The sequence below is a fragment of the Altererythrobacter chaiwopuensis genome, assembly GCF_054957755.1.
Genome location: NZ_JBTXJG010000001.1, coordinates 488164 through 507475 on the forward strand (window position 1 = coordinate 488164; position 19312 = coordinate 507475).

19 protein-coding genes are annotated in these 19312 nt (G+C 62.9%); 11 read left to right on the forward strand and 8 right to left on the reverse strand.

Annotated features, from left to right (window positions below; translation table 11 throughout):
- Window positions 1-29 precede the first annotated feature (29 nt).
- Both ACX2DJ_RS02465 and ACX2DJ_RS02470 read left to right on the forward strand, forming a co-directional pair.
- The gene (locus ACX2DJ_RS02465; protein WP_462570799.1) at window positions 30-2099 is read left to right on the forward strand and encodes a S9 family peptidase; all 2070 of its coding nucleotides are present in this window, start codon (window positions 30-32) and stop codon (window positions 2097-2099) included.
- Between the two features lie 9 nt (window positions 2100-2108).
- On the forward strand, window positions 2109-3371 hold the full coding sequence (locus tag ACX2DJ_RS02470) for a SulP family inorganic anion transporter (RefSeq protein WP_462570800.1): 1263 nt from the start codon (window positions 2109-2111) through the stop codon (window positions 3369-3371).
- 12 nt (window positions 3372-3383) lie between these two features.
- Here ACX2DJ_RS02470 and ACX2DJ_RS02475 read toward each other — a convergent pair whose 3' ends face one another.
- The 6 genes from ACX2DJ_RS02475 to ACX2DJ_RS02500 are packed head-to-tail and all read right to left on the reverse strand — an operon-like array spanning window position 3384 to window position 8034.
- On the reverse strand, window positions 3384-3665 hold the full coding sequence (locus ACX2DJ_RS02475; protein WP_462570801.1) for a DUF167 domain-containing protein: 282 nt from the start codon (window positions 3663-3665) through the stop codon (window positions 3384-3386).
- Between the two features lie 2 nt (window positions 3666-3667).
- Complete coding sequence (locus ACX2DJ_RS02480) at window positions 3668-4243, reverse strand: gamma carbonic anhydrase family protein (RefSeq protein ID WP_462570802.1); 576 nt, start codon at window positions 4241-4243, stop codon at window positions 3668-3670.
- Entirely contained in the window at window positions 4240-4797 is a 558-nt protein-coding gene (locus tag ACX2DJ_RS02485; protein WP_462570803.1) for a GNAT family N-acetyltransferase, read from the reverse strand. The genes ACX2DJ_RS02480 and ACX2DJ_RS02485 overlap by 4 nt, the downstream gene beginning before the upstream one ends.
- A complete protein-coding gene (locus ACX2DJ_RS02490; protein WP_462570804.1) occupies window positions 4790-5365 on the reverse strand; it encodes a GNAT family N-acetyltransferase in 576 nt (191 codons plus the stop codon). The genes ACX2DJ_RS02485 and ACX2DJ_RS02490 overlap by 8 nt, the downstream gene beginning before the upstream one ends.
- A gap of 1 nt (window position 5366) precedes the next feature.
- Window positions 5367-6362 carry a porphobilinogen synthase gene (gene hemB / locus ACX2DJ_RS02495; protein ID WP_462570805.1) on the reverse strand — a complete coding sequence of 332 codons (996 nt, stop codon included), beginning with the start codon at window positions 6360-6362 and terminating at the stop codon, window positions 5367-5369.
- Between the two features lie 40 nt (window positions 6363-6402).
- On the reverse strand, window positions 6403-8034 hold the full coding sequence (locus ACX2DJ_RS02500; RefSeq protein ID WP_462570806.1) for a peptidoglycan DD-metalloendopeptidase family protein: 1632 nt from the start codon (window positions 8032-8034) through the stop codon (window positions 6403-6405).
- A 170-nt stretch (window positions 8035-8204) separates the two neighbouring features.
- Here ACX2DJ_RS02500 and ACX2DJ_RS02505 point away from each other — a divergent pair, with 170 nt between their 5' ends.
- The 6 genes from ACX2DJ_RS02505 (at window position 8205) to ACX2DJ_RS02530 (ending at window position 13632) form a co-directional block, all read left to right on the forward strand.
- Window positions 8205-10853 carry a helicase-related protein gene (locus ACX2DJ_RS02505; RefSeq protein WP_462570807.1) on the forward strand — a complete coding sequence of 883 codons (2649 nt, stop codon included), beginning with the start codon at window positions 8205-8207 and terminating at the stop codon, window positions 10851-10853.
- On the forward strand, window positions 10853-11176 hold the full coding sequence (locus ACX2DJ_RS02510; protein ID WP_462570808.1) for an RNA-binding S4 domain-containing protein: 324 nt from the start codon (window positions 10853-10855) through the stop codon (window positions 11174-11176). Before ACX2DJ_RS02505 ends, ACX2DJ_RS02510 begins: the two co-directional genes overlap by 1 nt.
- Window positions 11173-11511, forward strand: coding sequence for a ferredoxin FdxA (fdxA, locus tag ACX2DJ_RS02515; protein WP_462570809.1), 339 nt, complete (start codon window positions 11173-11175; stop codon window positions 11509-11511). The genes ACX2DJ_RS02510 and fdxA overlap by 4 nt, the downstream gene beginning before the upstream one ends.
- A gap of 280 nt (window positions 11512-11791) precedes the next feature.
- On the forward strand, window positions 11792-12325 hold the full coding sequence (locus tag ACX2DJ_RS02520; protein WP_462570811.1) for a CarD family transcriptional regulator: 534 nt from the start codon (window positions 11792-11794) through the stop codon (window positions 12323-12325).
- 123 nt (window positions 12326-12448) lie between these two features.
- Window positions 12449-13216: a head GIN domain-containing protein gene (locus ACX2DJ_RS02525; protein WP_462570812.1), complete on the forward strand. Its 768-nt coding sequence runs from the start codon at window positions 12449-12451 to the stop codon at window positions 13214-13216.
- Between the two features lie 128 nt (window positions 13217-13344).
- Window positions 13345-13632 (forward strand): hypothetical protein, encoded by a 288-nt coding sequence (locus tag ACX2DJ_RS02530; protein ID WP_462570814.1) that lies wholly within the window; start codon window positions 13345-13347, stop codon window positions 13630-13632.
- Between the two features lie 8 nt (window positions 13633-13640).
- Here the strand turns inward: ACX2DJ_RS02530 and ACX2DJ_RS02535 are convergent, their stop codons facing one another.
- Window positions 13641-14579 carry an L-threonylcarbamoyladenylate synthase gene (locus tag ACX2DJ_RS02535; protein WP_462570815.1) on the reverse strand — a complete coding sequence of 313 codons (939 nt, stop codon included), beginning with the start codon at window positions 14577-14579 and terminating at the stop codon, window positions 13641-13643.
- A 67-nt stretch (window positions 14580-14646) separates the two neighbouring features.
- Here ACX2DJ_RS02535 and ACX2DJ_RS02540 point away from each other — a divergent pair, with 67 nt between their 5' ends.
- A complete protein-coding gene (locus ACX2DJ_RS02540; protein WP_462570816.1) occupies window positions 14647-16389 on the forward strand; it encodes an acyl-CoA dehydrogenase family protein in 1743 nt (580 codons plus the stop codon).
- Between the two features lie 6 nt (window positions 16390-16395).
- Window positions 16396-17238 (forward strand): DUF815 domain-containing protein, encoded by an 843-nt coding sequence (locus ACX2DJ_RS02545; RefSeq protein WP_462570817.1) that lies wholly within the window; start codon window positions 16396-16398, stop codon window positions 17236-17238.
- Window positions 17239-17253: 15 nt separating this feature from the next.
- On the opposite strand, the gene ACX2DJ_RS02550 is transcribed toward ACX2DJ_RS02545, so the two are convergent.
- Window positions 17254-18723, reverse strand: coding sequence for a PQQ-dependent sugar dehydrogenase (locus ACX2DJ_RS02550; RefSeq protein ID WP_462570818.1), 1470 nt, complete (start codon window positions 18721-18723; stop codon window positions 17254-17256).
- Between the two features lie 80 nt (window positions 18724-18803).
- On the opposite strand from ACX2DJ_RS02550, the gene ACX2DJ_RS02555 reads away from it, so the two are divergent.
- Complete coding sequence (locus ACX2DJ_RS02555; protein WP_462570819.1) at window positions 18804-19301, forward strand: free L-methionine (R)-S-oxide reductase MsrC; 498 nt, start codon at window positions 18804-18806, stop codon at window positions 19299-19301.
- Window positions 19302-19312 lie beyond the last annotated feature (11 nt).

Consider the following 19312-nt stretch of genomic DNA (forward strand, 5'->3'; position numbering starts at 1 on the left):
CGCATTCAAAATTCGCGAGGGGCAAAATCATGCAATTGTTCAAATTCCCGGTGGCTGCGCTGCTGCTGACGGTGCCTTTCGCTGCTCCGCTAAGCGCGGACCAGCATGAAGCCGATCCAGCACCGAATGCAGCATACTTCACCGGGGAAGACCTGTTTGGCCTGACGGTAGCATCCGATCCGCAAATCAGCCCGGACGGGCGGCAGATCGCCTATGTCCGGCACACCAATGACATTATGACTGACAGCACGGTCAGCTCGATCTGGCTGGTGGATGTCGCAAGCGGCGCCGAAACTCCGCTCGTAACCGGTACAGGATCGCATGGCAGCCCGCGCTGGTCGCCCGATGGCTCGCGAATTGCCTATGTCTCGACTGAAAGCGGTGGCGGGCCGGAACTGCATGTGCGCTGGATGGCAAGCGGCGCAAGCGCCGACATCACCGCGCTTCCCGAGGCTCCCGGATCGATTTCCTGGTCCCCCGATGGCGCGCGCATTGCCTATACAACGCGTGTACCGGGCGAAACGCTCAAGCTGGGAACACCGCTTTCACCGCCCGAAGGGGCAAAGTGGAAAGATGGCCCTACGATCATCGACCGGGTTACCTATCGCTTTGACGGAGCAGGCTATCTGAAGTCAGGCTTCACTCAGATTTTTCTGGTCGACGCGGTTGGCGGCGCTCCGCGCCAGTTGACCCATGGCGACCGGCACCACGGCGGCACGCTGGAATGGACACGCGACAGCAAAACCATCCTGATCAGCGGCAATCGTGACGAGGATTGGGAGCTGGCCGGAGTCGACAGCGAAGTATACGCGATCGATGTGACGTCAGGCGAAGTTACCGCCCTCACCACGCGCAATGGCCCCGATGCCAACCCGCAGGTCAGCCCCGATGGCAAGCAGATTGCATGGCTCGGCTTCGACGACCGGGAATTGGCCTATCAGCAAAGCGGCATCTATCTGATGGATCGCGACGGTTCGAACAAGCGCCGCATCGCCGAAAACCTCGATCGCGACATCACCAGCATGGAATGGACCGATGCCGGGCTGTTCGTAGGCTATGAAGAGGAAGGCGCCTATCGCCTCGCGCGGGTATCCCCGTCAGGCGGCGTCAGCCCGATGGGGATCGAGCTGGTCGATACCTATTATTCGCGCCCCTACGCGGGGGGCCATTGGAGCGTATCCAGCAATGGCACGATCGCCTTTACCAGCGGCAGTGCCACCCGCCCCACCGATATCTCGGTATTGCGCGGGAATCGCAGCACACAGCTCACCGCGCTCAACGATCTAAAGCTTGGCGGGAAACGGCTGGGCAAGACCATTGCGCTTGATGTAACCGCCGCTGACGGCACGCGCATTCCCAGCTGGATCGTCCTGCCACCGGATTACAGCGAAGGCAGCCGCGTGCCTCTGATTCTGGAGATTCATGGCGGCCCCTATGCATCCTATGGCCCGCATTTCTCGTCGGATTATCAGATCTATGCCAGCGCGGGCTATGCCACGCTGTTCACCAACCCTGGCGGATCGACCGGCTATGGACAGACATTCGCGGACCGGATCGAAGGCAATTACCCGATCTCCAACCATGACGAGCTGATGGCGGCAGTCGATGCCGCGATTGCAGCAGGGATCGCCGATCCCGACAGGTTGTTCGTCACCGGCGGTTCGGGCGGCGGCATCCTGACCGCATGGATCGTGGGCCAGACCGATCGCTTTGCTGCGGCGGCTTCGTACAAACCGGTGATCAACTGGACCAGCTTGGCCTTGATGAGCGATGCCTATGCTTTCTTCGGCAAGTACTGGATGAAGGGCCAGCCCTGGGAACGGCAGGCGGATTACTGGCGCCGCTCGCCGCTGGCCCATGTTGCCAATGTCAAAACGCCGACATTGGTGATGGTGGGAGATGAGGATTACCGCACGCCGCGCAGCGAAGCAGAGCAATTCTATGGCGCGCTCAAGGTGCTGGGGGTGGACACAGCCTTGTATGTAACGCCCGGAGCCAGCCACGGTGACCTGACCATGAGCCCAAGCCAGCAGGCAGCCAAGGCTGCGGCGGTCATCGCCTGGTTCGACAAGTACGGAAAGAGCGATCAAGCCAGATAGTGCCGTAGCATGAAGCCCAAACTGCTCACAACGCTGCCCGGTTATACGCTGGCGGCACTGCGCGGCGATGCAATCGCAGGCGTGACCGTGGCGATGGTTGCGATACCGCTCAGTATCGCGATCGCGATTGCATCGGGCGCCCCGCCCGAAGCCGGCCTGATCACTGCAATCGTAGGCGGCCTGCTGATCTCGCTGCTCGGCGGAAGCCGGGTGCAAATTGGCGGGCCGACCGGGGCCTTCATCGTGGTGGTCTATGGCGTCATCGCAGAGCACGGGTTTGACGGGCTTGTGCTGGCGACTCTGATGGCGGGCGCCATACTGCTGGTCGCAGCGATGCTCAGGCTGGGCAATCTGGTCCGCTACATCCCCGAGGCGGTGGTTAACGGCTTCACCATCGGCATTGCGATCATCATCGCATCCAGCCAGCTCAAGGATTTTTTCGGGCTCGGCGGGCAAGCAATGCCGGCCGATTTCCTGCCCAAGATCGCTGCATTGTGGGATATGCGTGCCAGCTTCAATCCCACCGCCCTGGCAATTGGCGCAGGCGCGCTGGTGCTGATCGTGGCACTGCGGCGGCTGTCAGAAAGATTGCCCGGGCTGATCGTGGCGGTCGCGCTGGCATCGATCATGGTCGCGGTACTGCACTTGCCGGTCGACACGATCGCTTCGCGCTATGGCGAATTGCCACGCGGCTTGCCGATGCCGCATATTCCGGAAGTTACGGTCGCACGGCTGGCCGAACTGCTTCCTTCCGCCATGATCATCGCCGTGCTTGCGGCAATCGAATCGCTGTTGTCCGCGATTGTCGCTGACCGCATGTTCGAGGGTCGCCACCGCCCCAATGCCGAAGTGCTGGCGCAAGGCTGCGCCAATATCGGCTCCGCCCTGTTTGGCGGACTGCCCGCCACTGGTGCAATCGCGCGCACGGCCACCAATGTGCGGGCGGGCGGGCGGACCCCGGTTGCGGGTCTCGTCCATGCGCTCGTGATCCTGCTCGTGACATTGCTGGCAGCGCCGCTTGCGGGCTATCTGGCCATGCCTGCTTTGGCGGCACTACTGATGCTGACGGCCTGGAATATGAGCGAGCCGCATAAATGGCATAGCTATCTCCAGGGACCGGTCGCCGACAAATTGCTGCTGCTCACCACACTGGTATTGACGGTGGTGGCGGACCTGACGGTTGCGATCGGTGTAGGGGTTGCCTTCGGACTTGCCCTGCGGCTGCGCAACAGCGAGGTTGAACCGGAAGACTGGTCCAGCCCCGAAAGATAAGCCGCAGCGGCGTTAAAGTTGGATCTTGAACAGCTTGTCGCGCGAGGTTGCGCCGCGCAGCAGTTCAATCCGGGACGGGGCAATGCCAAGCGCTTGTGCCAGCAGTTTGACCACCGCCTGATTGGCGGCGCCATCCTGCGGCTTGGCGCGCACCTTCACTTGCACCTGCCCGCCTTCGATCGAAACGCCCTGTTGCCGCGCGCCGGGGGTAACGCGAACGGCAATCCGCCCTTCAGCGTCGATCAGGCCGCGCATCTGATCGCTCGAGGGCAGATCAGCCTTGGCGCGCGCCATGGCTAGCCGTCATCACCCAGCGCCTGCTCAACCGCCGCCGCATGGTCCTTCGCATTCTCCGCATAATGCGCAACACCGATGCGCATGCCGGCGATCGCTGCATCCGACAGCTCGCGCAGGGGTTTGGCGGGGCGGCCGGCCCATAGCGTGCGCGGCTCCATCACCTTGCCCTCTGTCAGCATGGCACCTGCCGCCAGCATGGCGTCACTGCCAATCACCGACTTGTTCATCGCGATCGCGCCCAGCCCCACGAAACCACGATCATGAATGGTGCAGCCGTGCACCATCGCCATATGACCGATCAGCACGTCGTCGCCGATGATCAGCGCAGAGCCCTCCTCATCGCCCGGGCGCGGCGGGTCGCAATGCAGTACGCTGCCATCCTGCACATTGGTGCGCTCGCCGATGCGAATGCGGAACACATCGGCCCGGACCACGCAATTGTACCAGATCGAGCTGCCCGCACCGATTTCTACATCGCCGATTATCGTGCAGCCGGGCGCGATAAAGGCGGTGTCGTGGATCTTGGGCGTTTTCCCGTGGATCGGGATGATGTTGACGCCAGGGCGTATTGTCATTGCGCAGCCTTCCATTGCTCGCGGGTCAGCTTGTACTGGATCGTCGGATTATCCTGCGGAGCATAGGCTGGATCGTCAAATTCGAGCGAAAGGTCGCGCTGCATGCCCAGCTTTTCCATCAGCCGCCAGCTTGGCGCATTGCGTTCGCAGGTCAGAGCAACAAGATGCGGCGCACCGATGCTTGAAAAGGCCCAGTCGAGCACTGCGCGCATTGCTTCATAAGCATAGCCCATGCGCCAGCGGTCCTCGCGCACCAGCCAGCCGATCTCGTGATCGCCCTGGTTCGGTGCCAGCGGATTGTCGACCACCTTCATCCCGGCATGGCCCACCAGTTCGCCACTGGACTTCTCGACCATCATCATGAAGCCAAAACCCAACTTGGCGAACCATGCCATCGACTTGGCATGTTTGGCCTCGATTTCGTGTAACTCCTTGGGGCCGCCCAGATGCTCCATCACCGTAGGGGTATTGAGCAGGCGATATTGCAACGCCGCGTCGCTCTCGTCAGGCTTGCGTAGCACCAGCCGCTCGGTCTCGATCACGATGTCAGCCATGCGCCCCACCCTTTTGGGCCTCCCATTCCTCGCGTCCAATCGAATAGACCACCGTATCGCGCCACGGCGGCTGGTAACGCGCATCGGGATAGTCGAGCTCTTCGCGGCGGCGCATGCCCAGCCGCAGCATAAGCCCCCAGCTGGGCTTGTTCCCTTCAACCGTCAGCGCCACCACTTCCTCCGCACCAAACCGTTCGAACGCCAGATCGAGCGCGGCTGTGGCTGCCTCTCTCGCATAGCCTTGCCCCCAGGTGTCCTCGCGCAGCCGCCAGCCGACTTCCATCGCGCCGGTGACCGTCGACCCGGGCGCATCGGCGTGCTTGAGCCCGCAGAACCCGAGAATCTCCCCATCGGCCTTGCGTTCGACCGCCCAGAAACAATGCCCAAGTTGCGCGGCGCAACTTTCGACGCGGGCGCGCTGCTTGCCCATACCCTCATCGTCGAGCACGCCGCCAAGCCATTGCATCACGGCGGGCGTGTTCGTGACGCGGAAGAACTCCGCCCAATCGCCATCCCCGCGCCAGTCGCGCAAGATCAGCCGGTCGGTCTCGCAACGAAAGCTGGTCATTTCAGCCATTGAGTAAGCGCGCGGCATGCGCAGCGTGATAGGTGAGCACCCCCGCGCAGCCGGCCCGCTTGAACGCCATCAGCGTTTCGAGCACCAGCGCATCGCGCTCCCCCGCGCCGGCAGCAACCGCCGCTTCGATCATCGCATATTCGCCGCTCACCTGATAGGCAAACACCGGAACCTCGAACCGCTCCTTCACCCGCCGCACGATGTCGAGATAGGGCAGGCCCGGCTTGACCATGACGCTGTCGGCCCCCTCGGCAATGTCGAGCGCGACCTCGCGCAGCGCCTCTTCGGCATTGGCTGGGTCCATCTGGTAGGTCTTCTTGTCGCCCTTCAGCAATCCACGCGAGCCCACGGCATCGCGGAATGGGCCGTAAAAGGCGCTGGCATATTTCGCGGCATAGCTCATGATCTGGACATTGGGGTGCCCGTTCATCTCCAGCGCCATGCGGATCGCCTTGACCCGCCCGTCCATCATATCGGATGGGGCGATGATGTCAGCGCCCGCTTCTGCCTGGTTGAGCGCCTGATCGACCAATACCGCCACGGTATCGTCATTCACCACATAGCCGGTATCATCCACCAGCCCGTCCTGCCCGTGCGCGGTATAGGGATCGAGCGCGACATCGGTGAGGATGCCCACATCATCGCCGCACGCATCACGAATCGCGCGGATCGCGCGGCACATCAGATTGTCAGGGTTGAGCGCTTCCTCTCCATCGTCGCTGCGCCTGTCGGCAGGTGTGTTGGGGAACAGCGCCACGCAGGGGATTCCCAGGTCCACTGCCTCCCTGGCGCGTTTGGCGATTCCATCCACCGACCAGCGCGAGACGCCGGGCAGGGTCGCAATCGGCTCTTCCACGCCGGTCCCTGCGGTGACGAAAAGCGGCCAGATCAGGTCCGCCGGGGTAAGCACATTCTCGCGGTGGAGCGCACGGCTCCAGCCGCTGGCACGGGTGCGGCGCAAACGCAGATTGGGGTAGGATCCATTCATGCGGGCGAGTGTTGCCGCATAATTGCGGGCCGCGCAACGATCAGCGAATTTCGCGCTTGCTGTCGATCCGTTCGATCTCGCGCTGCGGCGCCTCGATCTCTTCGGGGCGTTGCTCGAGGTCCGCAAGGGCAGCGCCCGGCTCGATCTGTTTGAGTTCGGCCAGCGCGGCGCGGAAGTTCAACAACTCGCGCCCCTCCAGCTGCGCGCGGTTGACGAACTGCACGCTGCGCGGATCAAGCGCGCGGCCGCCGCGATACATCTCGTAATGCAGGTGCGGGCCGGTCGACAGCCCGGTCGATCCGACATAGCCGATCACCTGGCCCCGCCGGACCTGTTGGCCGCGGCTCACAGCCAGCCGGCTCATATGGCAATAGCGTGTCTGCAACCCATTGCCATGATCAAGCCGCACAGCATTGCCGCAGCCGCCCATGCGCCCGGCACCGCTGACCCGCCCGTCTGTCACGGCCACAATGCTGGTTCCGTATCGGGCGTTGAAATCGATCCCGGAATGCATCCGCCGATAGCCCAGGATCGGGTGGCGGCGCATGCCGTATCCTGACGTAATCCGGCCCGGGACCGGCGCGATCAAACCATTGCGCTGCTCGCCCACGCCAGAAGCTTCATAGAAAATTCCGTCCTCGCCCCAGCGCATCAATTGGGTCTTGGGCTCGCCGCCCCGGTCGATGCCGGCGTAAAGCACCTTCCCTGCCTGGCGTTCGCCGGTGGCAGCACGGCGATAGGCCACGATCATGTCAAACTCGTCGGTCGAACGGACACTTCGATTGAGGTCGATCTGGCCATCGAGCGCCTTGATGAAATCCTGCACCGCGCCCGCTGGTGCCCCGGCGGCACGCGCCGATCGGTAAAGGCTCTGCCCCACAGTTCCACGAATCCGCAGCGGCGTGTCGTCGACCCGGATTACCTTGCGGCGCAGCGACAGGTTTCCGGCGTCGTTCTGCACTTCAAGCTGGAGGTCGAACCGCGCGCGAAAGGCCAGCGCATCGAGCGGGCGTGGCGCATCCTCGCGGGGCCGTCGGCCCAGCGTGATGTCGATCCGTGTGCCTGGCTCGATTTCCGCAAGCGGGATTTCACTGGCGACAAGCTCGTGCACCCGCTGAGCATCGGCCGAACCAAGCCCTGCGCGCTGCAACATGCGGTCAAAACTGTCGCCGCGCGCAAGAGTTGCGACCAGTTCTATTTGCGGGCGCTCCGGAGCTGACGCGAGCGGCTTGACCTGTCGCCCGGCCCCCATCTGCCGCCCGCTGTCACCGCCCAGTGCCAGCGGCGTGATCATATGGCTGCGGAACTCGTCACGCACGGACTGGTTCATCGTCATCGCCGGGCGCGCTTCAAGCGGCGCGAAATCGGGCCATAGTGCCAAGGCCACTGCGCCCAGCCCCAGCATCGTGCCCAATCCGCGAAACCAGCGCGGGCTGCCGATATCTTCGGCCAGATCAGGCGCCAGATCGACGTCATCGAGCTTGCGCGAGATCTCGTCACGCCATTGCTGATAACGCGAGCGCCAGCCACCGAAGCGCTTCAGCACGATCTTGCCCGAACGGCTATTGATGGTGCCCTTTGGTTGAACGGCCGCGCAGTCGCCGTCAAAATCGAGGAATGGCTCCTCAAGCGAGGCCTCGCTCTCGCCTGGCATGTCGCGCAATTGCTCCAAAGCCCCGATCTCCCTTGCGCCCAGTGATCCCGAGACAGGCGCTGAGCGGTCAATGGCGGAATTCTGTAGCTTATCATAGTAAATCTCTGCTTAATTTACGATCAAGCGAGTCCGCCAAGCGGCGAAGTGTTGAGAAGGCGGGTCGCAACGCCCGGTGGCAGTTGCCCGGCGTGATTCGGCCTGTCACTATCGGCGGCGTGAGCGACGGCACGATCAAGGCGGTCCTGGGCCCGACCAACACCGGAAAGACCCATCTGGCGATCGAGCGGATGTGCGGTCATTCAAGCGGAATGATCGGTTTTCCGCTGCGCTTGCTGGCACGCGAGGTCTATGACCGGGTACGCGCAATCAAGGGGGACAAGGCGGTTGCGCTGATCACCGGCGAAGAGCGGATCGAGCCACCCGATGCACGCTATTTCTGCTGCACGGTCGAGGCAATGGACCGCTTGGGCGGCGGTCATGCCTTTGTCGCGCTCGATGAGGCGCAGCTGGCCGCCGATCCCGAGCGCGGGCACATCTTCACCGACCGGCTGCTCAATGCGCGCGGGCGAGAGGAAACCATGATCCTGGGCTCGGCGACGATTGAGCCGCTGGTCAGGGCGCTGGTGCCACGGGCGGAAATGGTCCGGCGGCCGCGTTTTTCGACGCTCAGCCACGTCGGTAGCTGCAAATTATCACGCCTGCCGCCGCGAAGCGCGGTGGTGGGCTTCAGCGCCGAGCAGGTTTACGCCATTGCGGAAGCGCTAAGGCGGTTTCGCGGCGGGGCTGCGGTGGTGATGGGTGCACTTTCACCGGAGACGCGCAATAAACAGGTAGAATTGTTCCAGAACGGTGATGTGGATTACATCGTGGCCACCGATGCCATCGGCATGGGGCTCAACCTTGACCTCCACCATGTTGCCTTCGCAGCGCTGACCAAGTTCGACGGGCAGCGCAAACGGCGATTGACCCCTGCCGAGATGGCGCAGATCGCCGGGCGTGCTGGCCGGCACCAGCGCGACGGCACATTCGGCACGGTTTCCGGCATGCGCAGCAGCACCGCCTCGCCCGAGTTCACCGATGAGGAAATCTACGCGATCGAGGAGCACCGCTTTGCCCCGCTCACCCATCTGTTCTGGCGCCAGGCCGAGCCACAATTTGGCGATCTCGCCACGCTGATATCGGATCTGGAGGCCCAGCCAGACGAGCCTGAGTTGCGCCCCGCCCCTGAGGCGATTGATCTGGCCGTGCTCAAGCGGCTGTCAGATGAGCCGATTGCCGCGGGCGTGACCAGTCCGGGCCTGGTGCGCCGCTTCTGGGAGGCTTGCTCGCTCCCTGATTTCCGTTCTGTCGGGCCGGACAATCACGCCCGCTTCGTCGCGCGGCTATGGCAGGATTTGCGTGACGGATATCTCGGCGCAGACTATGTCGCTGCGCGCATTGCCGAACTCGACCGGATGCAGGGCGATATCGATACGCTGCAAGGGCGGATAGCCGCGATCCGATCCTGGGCCTATATCTGCCAGCGGCCCGATTGGGTGCTGGCGCGAGACGAGATGTTCGCCCGGGCCCGAGCAGTCGAGGCAAAGCTGTCGGATGCGTTGCACGCGCGCCTGACCGAGAGATTTGTAAACCGAAGGACGTCGCTGCTGATGAAATCGCTTGGACAAGATGGGCAAGGGCTGCGGGTAGAGTTGGCGCCTGACGGAGCGTTGACCGTCGATGGCGAGCCGATCGGGCGGCTCGACGGATTCCGCTTCGTGGTCGAGCCGGATGCGACAGTGGCAGACCGCAAAATGTTGCTGGCTGCCGGAGAGAAGGCTTTGCCCACAATCCTGGCGCAGCGCGCGGAATGGCTGATGTCTCACGGGGCCGCGGAGTTGGAACTGGCCGAAGGCGCGATCATGTGGAAAGGGCATCGCCTGGCGACGATCGAGTTCTCCGATGATTTCAGTGCAGCGCGGTTGGTGCTGGTGCGTGAACTGGGCTTGCTGCCCGAGGCCATACGCAAGCGGTTTGAAGGGGCGCTCAAGTCCTGGCTGGATGCCCAGCTGGAACCACTGGCACCCTTGCGGGCTCTGGCGGCTGCAGCCCGCGATCCCGCAGCAGGTTCGGAAGCGCGCGCCTTGCTCCACACGCTGATTGACGCGCATGGCACGGTCAGCCGCGAGGACGCCGGACTGCAGCATTTGCCCAAGGACATGCGCCCCTATCTGCGCAAGCTGGGGGTGGTGTTCGGCGCGCTCGACATTTTCGCCCATGCGCTGCTCAAGCCGGCGCCGCGGCGGCTGCTCCACGCGTTGGGAATAGACCAGCGCCCGCTCAACGAAGCAATGCTGCCGGTGATCGGCGATGAAAGGCGCCTGCCAGCCGGATATCGTCGCGCCGGTAGCCAGGCAATCCGCGTCGACCTGGCAGAAAAGATCTTGCGCGCTGCATTCGACGCCCGCGCCCGGGCGGCTCCGGCCAAGGCAAGGGGCAAGCCGCCTCAGCGCTTCGTGCTCGACACCGCACTGGCGGTCTCCATCGGGCTGGAGGCGGACAATATCCCGCGCCTGCTGGGCAGTGCCGGGTTCAAGCGCTTTGGCGCGCGCGCATTGGCGGAAGGCGCCTTTGGCCCGCCCGCACCCGATCTTTGGAGCTGGCGCCCTCACCGGCCGGGCGACGCACCCAAGGATCGCCGCCCGCAATCCGGCAAGGGCAGGCGCGGTTCGCCGGGAGCGGGGCCTGCTGGTCACAAGCAGCACAAGGGGAAGCCCGAACGCGGCAAACCATCCGGGCCTGACAGGCCAACCGCTGGCGGTGGCGCCTTCGATGCGCTCAAGGAGCTGCTTGGCTGATGAGCGGAGCGATGCGACTGGACCGCTTGCTGGTCTATCTCCGCTTAGCCCGCACCCGCAGCCGCGCCAGCGCAATGATCGAACAGGGCCACATGCGGGTCAACGGTATCCATGTTCAGCGCCCAAGCGCGGAAGTTCACCCGGGCGATGTGCTGACCTTTGCCCAGAGCGGTGAAGTAAGAATTGTCGAAGTGATCGAGCTGCCCGAACGGCGCGGCCCGCCGGGAATGGCGCGCTCTCATTATCGCGAGCTTGACCGCACGGGCGTAAAGCCATTAGCAGCGGATTTGAATCGCGATCTGGAAGGGGATTCTGCTACATGACCTATGTCGTCACCGACGCCTGCATCCGGTGCAAATATACCGACTGCGTCGAAGTTTGCCCGGTCGATTGTTTTTACGAAGGCGAAACGATGCTGGTCATCAACCCGTCGGAATGCATTGACTGCGGCGTGTGCGAGCCGGAATGCCCGGCAGAAGCGATCCTTCCCGATACCGAGGATGGGCTTGAAAAATGGCTCGAACTCAACACCAAATACTCGGCAGAATGGCCCAATATAACCAGCCAGAAGGAACCGCCGGCTGACGCAGACGAGCACAAGGGCGAGGAAGGCAAGTTCGAGAAATATTTCACCGACGCGCCAGGCGAAGGCGACTGAAATTGCACAGCGCGCGCCGCACATATGCGGCCTGCGGTTAGCCAACGTGACGCAATGCACAACGCGATTCCGCACCTATTAGGTTGCGACTCGCAATTTTGTTGCCGATGTGCTATATAATTGATCAACCGCACCGGATTCGCACCGGTGCCCGGGTTGAATCAAGGAAAGGCACGGCCGCCAGCACACATCGATAACGCGTCTGCGGAGCCTGCTGTTGCGGGCCCGATTGGGGCTTTTCGACTGTCTGTTCTAGGCCTGCCCAAAGAAAGGAATTTGCATGGCAAGCAAGGCTCCTGCCTTCACGGTCGGCGACTATGTGGTTTATCCCAAGCATGGGGTTGGCCGGGTGATTGAGCTACAAAACGAAGAAATCGCGGGCATGCAGCTAGAGCTCTATGTCCTGCGCTTCGAGAAAGAGCGGATGACCCTGCGGGTGCCCACCAACAAGGTCGAATCGATCGGGATGCGCAAGCTCTCGAGCGACAAGACCCTGAAAGAGGCGATGGATACCCTCAAGGGCAAGCCCAGGGTCAAGCGCACCATGTGGTCGCGCCGGGCCCAGGAATATGAAGCAAAGATCAATTCGGGTGAAATCGTGCTGATCGCCGAAGTTACGCGCGACCTGTTCCGCCCCGAAGATCAGCCTGAGCAGAGCTATTCGGAACGGCAAATCTTCGAGGCAGCCTCCAGCCGGCTTGCGCGCGAACTCGCGGCAATGGAGGAAACCGACGAAGCGACCGCACTCGAGAAAATCCTCGAAGTGCTGCGCACCTATGCGCCGCAATATTACGAGAGCGCCGAAGAAGCCTGATCGACCAGGCGCATTCGGAGTTCGACGGAGGGCTGCCTGAAAGGGCGGCCCTTCTTGCATTTGACGTTGAAGATCGTGCCTTGGTGTATTATGTTGGCAACACGCATTATGCAGGAGAGCACCATGATTCACAAACTCGTCAAGCGAATGGCACCGATCGCCGCCATCGCCCTTTCCGCAGCTGTTGCCGGATGCGGCGATATGAATATCGAAATCGACGGCGAAGAAGGCGTGCCGCTGGCAGAACTCGACATGTCGGGCGATGCGCCAACCAAGCTGGTTCTTGCCGGCCCCGACAAAGTTGTGCTCAGCGAAGGTGAGGCACTCGACATCGATGTCGAAGGCGATGCCGAGGTGGTTGAGCTGCTGCGCTTCTCGCTCAAGGACGGCACGCTGGGTGTTTCCCGCAAGAACGGGAAATGGAAGGACACCGGCACCGCAATCGTGCGCGTCACCATGCCAGCACCCAGTGAAATCGTGATCGCCGGGTCGGGCGCGGTCGAAGCTTCTGCGATGGCCGACCACGCCGATGTCACCATCGCCGGTTCTGGCAAGGCCGCAGTGACTGGCGTTGCCGCAACCGCGCTTGAAGTGACGATTGCCGGCTCCGGTTCGCTCAGCGCCAGCGGAACTGCCGAAAGCCTGGACCTAAATATCCTGGGCTCGGGCAAGGCGGATATGGAAGGCCTGAAGGTCGAGAAGGCCGATATCACCGTCGCTGGATCAGGTGATGCAGCCTTCGCCTCCGATGGCCAGGTTGAAGCCAACATCATGGGTTCGGGCGACGTGCGGGTATTCGGAAGCGCGACTTGCGAGATCAGCGCGATGGGTTCGGGCACGCTCAAGTGCCAGCCTGCAACTGCGGCTGCAGAAGGTGCAGGCGCTGAATAACCGCCTGTAGTTCGCGGCGCTTCACCGCGCAGCACTGGACAAGCAAGGGCCGCGTGTGAGACAGCGTTCTCATGCGCGGCCTTTCCCTATTTGCACTTATCTTGTGTTCTGCCGCACTGAGCGGATGCGTGGTTCGCACCGCGGCAGACATTGTCACTGCGCCGGTCAGGCTGGTGAGCAGCGGGGTCGATGCAGCCACCACCAGCCAGTCGGAAGCCGATGAAAAGCGCGGGCGCGAGTTGCGTCAACGTGAGGAAGACCTGGGCAAGCTTGATCGCCGCTATCGGGCCCAGCTCAAGCAATGCAGCAAGGGCGATGAGCGCGCCTGTTTCCACGCGCGCGAAACCTATTCGGAAATCCAGATCCTGCTGCGAAACAATCCGGCATTGGCCGAACCCGCGCCACCGCTCGATTAAATACCGGATCAGGCGGCAGCGCGCCTCAGGCGATCATTGATGGCCTTGCCGATGCCAAGCTTGGGCACGGGCGCAACCGCGATGCGTGGCTGCTCGCTCGCGGCGGCCCTGTGCAGGCAATCATACAGACGCCGCGCAGCTTCATCGAGGTCGCCCGCCTTCGAAAGCGTGCAATCGCCCGCTATACTGCCAAAACCAATCAGATATTCGTCTGCTTCAGCCTCCCGCGCGCCCAGCCGCACCGGCTTGCCCGGCGCATAGTGGCTGGCCAGTTGCCCAGGGGCTTCGATCGCTGACGGCTCGCCCGCACCATCTGCCTGCTCACCTGTTACAGCGATCTGCACCGGGCCAGGCCGCAGTTCGTCGCACGAACCATCCTCACGCACCGCGATGATGGTCGATTCCACGCCTGCCTCGCACGGTCCCGCGTCGAGCACGAGGTCGATCCGGCCTTCAAGTGAGGCCAGCACGTGCTGCGCGGTCGTGGGACTGATAAAGCCGCTGCGATTGGCCGAAGGCGCAGCAAGCGGGAAATCGACCGCCGCAAGCAGTTTTCGCATCACCGGATGCTTCGGCGCGCGCAGGGCCACCGTGGGTAGCCCCGCCGTCACCGCCAGAGCCAGCCCGGCATCTTCCCGCAGCGGCAGCACCAGCGTGAGCGGCCCTGGCCAATGCTCTGCCATCAGCGCCTTGGCAGCAGCAGAGAGCCGGGCGTATCCCTCCGCCTGCGTCTGGTCGCGCACATGCACGATCAAGGGGTTGAAGTGCGGCCGGCCCTTTGCGGCGAAGATCTTCGCCACCGCCTCGGCACTGTCTGCCCGTGCGGCGAGCCCATAAACCGTCTCGGTCGGAACCGCTACCAGCCCGCCTCGCTCTAGAATCGCAGCCGCCCGCGCGATTCCCTCCGCGTCTGCAGGCAGCACTTCCGAAGCGTTCTTGCCGGTCATGCGTGCCCGCTATAGGTGAGGAAGCACAAAGCCAAGTTATTTGCTGCGAGACAAGGATTCGAACGCCGTGACGCCATACACGCCGCCCACCCAGGACCAACTGCTTGCGATCCGCGTGAATGCCGGAATCGAGGAACTGGCCCAAAGCCAGCGCTTCGCCGCCGCCGAACCCGATCTGGTCGAAGCCATCGTCGAGGGTGTGGGGCAATTTGCCGCCGGTGAATTCGCTCCGATCAATCGCCTAGGCGACCTTGAAGGCGCAAAACTCGAAAACGGTGTGGTTCGCCTGCCTGACGGGTTCAAAGCCGCCTATGCTGCCTATGTCGAGCAAGGCTGGAACGCGATCGCCTCGCCCGAAGAATTCGGCGGGCAGGGGCTGCCCTTCACCCTTGCGTGCAATGTGCTGGAGAACCTCGGCTCGGCCAATATGGCGTTCAACCTGCTGCCGATGCTGAGCGTGGGCGCGATCGAGGCGATCGAGCATCACGGCTCGGATGTGCAGAAGGCGAAGTACCTGCCCAATCTGGTGAGCGGCGCATGGTCCGGCACGATGAACCTCACCGAGCCGCAAGCCGGATCCGATGTGGGTGCGCTGCGTAGCACTGCAAAGCCCATCGAAGAGGGCGAGCATGCAGGCAAGTACCTGATTCAAGGCCAGAAAATTTACATCACCTGGGGTGAGCATGAACTGGCGGAGAATATCATCCACCTCGTCTTGGCGCGCCTGCCCGACGCACCGGAGGGTTCGCGCGGAATCTCGCTTTTCCTCGTTCCCAAATATCACGTGAAGGATGATGGTTCGCTCGGGCCGAGGAACGATTTGCGCTGTGTCAGCCTTGAGCACAAGCTGGGCATCAACGCCTCGCCCACCTGCGTGATGAGCTATGGCGACAATGGCGAATGTATTGGCGAAATCGTGGGCGAGCCCAATCGCGGGCTCACGGCGATGTTCACCATGATGAACAATGCCCGCATCAATGTCGGCAATCAGGGTGTGCAGATAGGCGAGCGGGCGACACAACAGGCCCTGAACTATGCCAGAGAGCGCGTTCAATCGGCCCGCGCCGGTTCGCCGGACAAGAACCCGGTCGCGATCATCGAGCACCCCGATGTGCGGCGCATGCTGCTACGGATGAAAGCGCTGACCGAGGGGGCGCGCGCGCTGCTTTATTACTGCGCGGGGCAGGTTGACCGCGGCACGCTGGATGATAGCGCGGCGAAGATGCGCGCCGAGGTGCTCGTGCCGCTGATCAAGGCTTGGGGCACTGATATTGGCGTCGAAGTGGCGGGCATCGGGATCCAGGTGCATGGCGGCATGGGCTTTATCGAAGAGACCGGCGCGGCCCAGCATTGGCGCGATTCAAAGATCGCCCCGATTTACGAAGGCACCAACGGCATCCAGGCGGCAGACCTCGTCACCCGCAAGCTAGGGCTGGATGCAGGCGGCGCGGTCGATGCGCTGATAGCCGACATCATTAGGGACAGCGCGGACGAACCCATGCTCCATGCGCTTGCCGAAGATTGCCGCGCGATTGCGCAATGGATGGGCACTGAGGCAAGCCTGGATGATCGCCTTGCCGGCAGCGTGCCATTCTGCACCATGCTGGCGGTTGCCACCGCAGGCTGGCAGCTGTTGAGGCAGGCGCAGGCCGTGGCTGCTGGTGCTGCGCCCACGCTGGCGCATACCAAGCCGGTAACCGCGCGCTTTTTCCTCGATCGGATCGTGCCGGAAGCAAGCGGCCTCAAGGCGTCAGCCACCGGTGGAGCTGGCCTGCTTTACAGCCTGCCTGCTGAAGCTTTGGGCGGATAGAGGCCGATGATGGGTAATCGCGGGCAAGATCAGGGCGATCCGCTGGCACGCATCGCCGATGCGCTGGAACGGCTTGCGCCAGCATCATCCACCAATACCGACTGGCTTGGCTACGCAGCCTATGTCTGGAATGCAGGGCGAATCGCCACCGTCGACCAGCTTGAGGCGTTGCCGCTCGATCGCATCAAGGGGATAGATCGCCAGAAACATGCGGTGTGCGAGAACGTGCGGCGCCATGCGCTTGGCCGCGCGGCGCATGATATGCTGCTTTGGGGCGCGCGCGGAATGGGCAAGTCGGCAGTGCTGCGCGCTGCCGTGGCGTCACAACAGGCCGAAGATCCTTCGCGATTGGCGCTGGTCGAGCTCGATCCGGGCAATCTGGCGGCGCTGCCCGAACTTTTCGCCACGCTCGAGCTGATTGAGCGCCGTTTCATCCTGTTCCTTGACGATCTGGCATTCAATCACTCCGCTGACCAGGTGATGCGCCATCTGCGCAGCGCGCTTGAGGGCAGCCTTGTGCCGCGCCCGGCCAATGTCAGGCTTGCGGTCACTTCCAACCACCGGGCGATTGTGGCGCGCACCGGGGATGACCAGCCCGGCCCGCTGCAGGAACGCGATGCGATGGATGATTCGCTTGCGCTTGCTGACCGGTTCGGTCTGCGGCTCGGCTTCCATCCGTGCTCGCAACAGGATTACCTTGCCATCGCCAAGGCACATGCCGATCCGCTCGGCCTGGAAGTCAACGAGAGCGAGGCGCTGGGCTGGTCGCGCGCGAGGGGCCCCCTGTCGGGCCGATCGGCGTGGCAGTTCGTGGTTGAACTGGCCGGGCGTGCCGGCACATCGCTTTAGGTTACTAGACTCGGGCTACTGCGCAGGCACGATCCGAGCGTAATCGTCCTGCGTGAACACCGCCTGCGAATCTCCCGTCAACTCGCGCTGCGGGCGCAGCGGCGCGGACTTGAGCCGCGCAATGCCCGCGCCCGGCTTCGCACCCGGTGCATGGACGCGCCAGATGATCCCGGCGGTGTCATCGCTCATCAGCAAGGCGCCATCGCCGCCCCACTCAACCCAGGTCGGGCGGCCCTTGGTGGTACCGTCCTGGTTCAGGAAACCGCCCAGCACCGGCACCGGTTTGCCCACCGGATTGCCGCGTTCGTCAAAGGCGACATAGACCAGGTCATAGCCTGAGGGGGGTTTGCGGTTCCACGAACCATGGCGCGCGACAAACGCGCCTCTGGCGAATTTTTCGCCCATCAAATGGCCCTCGGTAGTAAATACCAGGCCAAGCGCGGCAACATGGGGCCCAAGTGCATATTCGGGCTTGCGCGCATATTCGACGATATAGGCCGGTCGCGGAGCATCGACCCGTTCATCGACATTGTCCCTCCAGTAAACCCAGGGCCAGCCATACTGCGCGCCAACAGGCACATTGGTGAGATAGTCAGGCACCAGATCGCTGCCCAGCATGTCGCGTTCATTGACCGTGGTCCACAGCTCCCCGGTCCAGGGGCTGAAGGCAAGCCCGTTGGGATTGCGCAATCCAACCGCGAACTGGCGCTGGCGATTGGTCTCGAGATTATATTCCCAGATCATGGCGCGGCCCTGTTCGGCTTCCATCCCGCCTTCGCCGATATTGGAGGCCGATCCGACTGCGACATACAGCAGCGTGCCTTCTGGATTGATCTCGAGGTTGCGCATCCAGTGGCCGCCGCCAGCAGGCAGGTCCATCAGCTTGCGCGCCTTGCCGGAAACACTTTCCGCACCCAATTCATACGGAAAAGCAAGCACTTCATCGTGATTGGCAATATAAAGCGTGCCGTCATGCCAGCTCATTCCAGATGGCGAATCAAGGCCTGCGTCCGCGTCTGCTATCACGCGGCGGATCTCGGCTGCACCGTCGCCGTCGCTGTCGCGCAATAGCACGATCTGGTTGGGCGATTGGCCGGTGGCACCAGCCTTTGTCATCAGCCAGTCCGCGATCCAGGCCATGATCCCGCCATCGGCCTCGCCGGCCGGTGCACGGGTGAGCGCCACCAATACATCGCCATTGGGCAGGGCTTGCACGGTACGTGGGTGCTCGAGCCCTTCGGCAAACCGGCCAACTGCCAGGCCTTCTGCGGGTTGGGGCGCTTCACCCGCTGCCCAGCCGACAGGTTTGGCGATGCGCACAGTCGGCACTATTTCAGCGTTGGGCTCTGCAAGTGTGGGATCGGTTCCGGCAACTGCCTCCACCGAGAGGTCGGCCGTATCGCCGCGTGCGAGCCACCAGAAGGCAGCACCAAGCAGCAGCAGGATGACGAGAAGTGCGATCAGGATCTTGCGGATGATGCTCATGCCAAGATGCATAAGCCAAGGCCCGACTGGCGGCAATGGGGCTTGTGTTTGCCGCCCTGCCGCGTAGATCGCGTAGCACGATGTATGATTTCAAAGCTGACGCCGGGCTCGAGCCGCCAGAACTCTATCGCCAGTTGCGCAATGCCGCTGACGCCTTGACTGCGGGCGAACCTGATGGCGTGGCGAACATGGCCAATGTGGCCGCGCTGTTATGGGAATTTGTGCCGAACCTTAACTGGGCCGGTTTCTATCGGATGACAGACGCGAAAGAGGGCTCAAGCGAGCTGGTGCTTGGCCCTTTCGTCGGCAGGCCGGCCTGCATCCGTATTCCGCTGGGTTCGGGAGTTTGCGGCGCGGCAGCGCAAAGCGGCAAGACTCAGCTGGTGGAAGATGTTCTCGCTTTCCCCGGTCATATCGCCTGCGATTCGGCGAGCCGTTCAGAGCTGGTGGTGCCGGTAATGCGCGGCGGGATAGTGATCGCTGTTATCGATCTCGATTCACCCGAACCAGCGCGGTTTTCGCAAGAGGATGCCGAGGGAATTGAAGCGCTCGCCAGGACCCTGTCTGATCGAATTTGATCGGGGAAGAA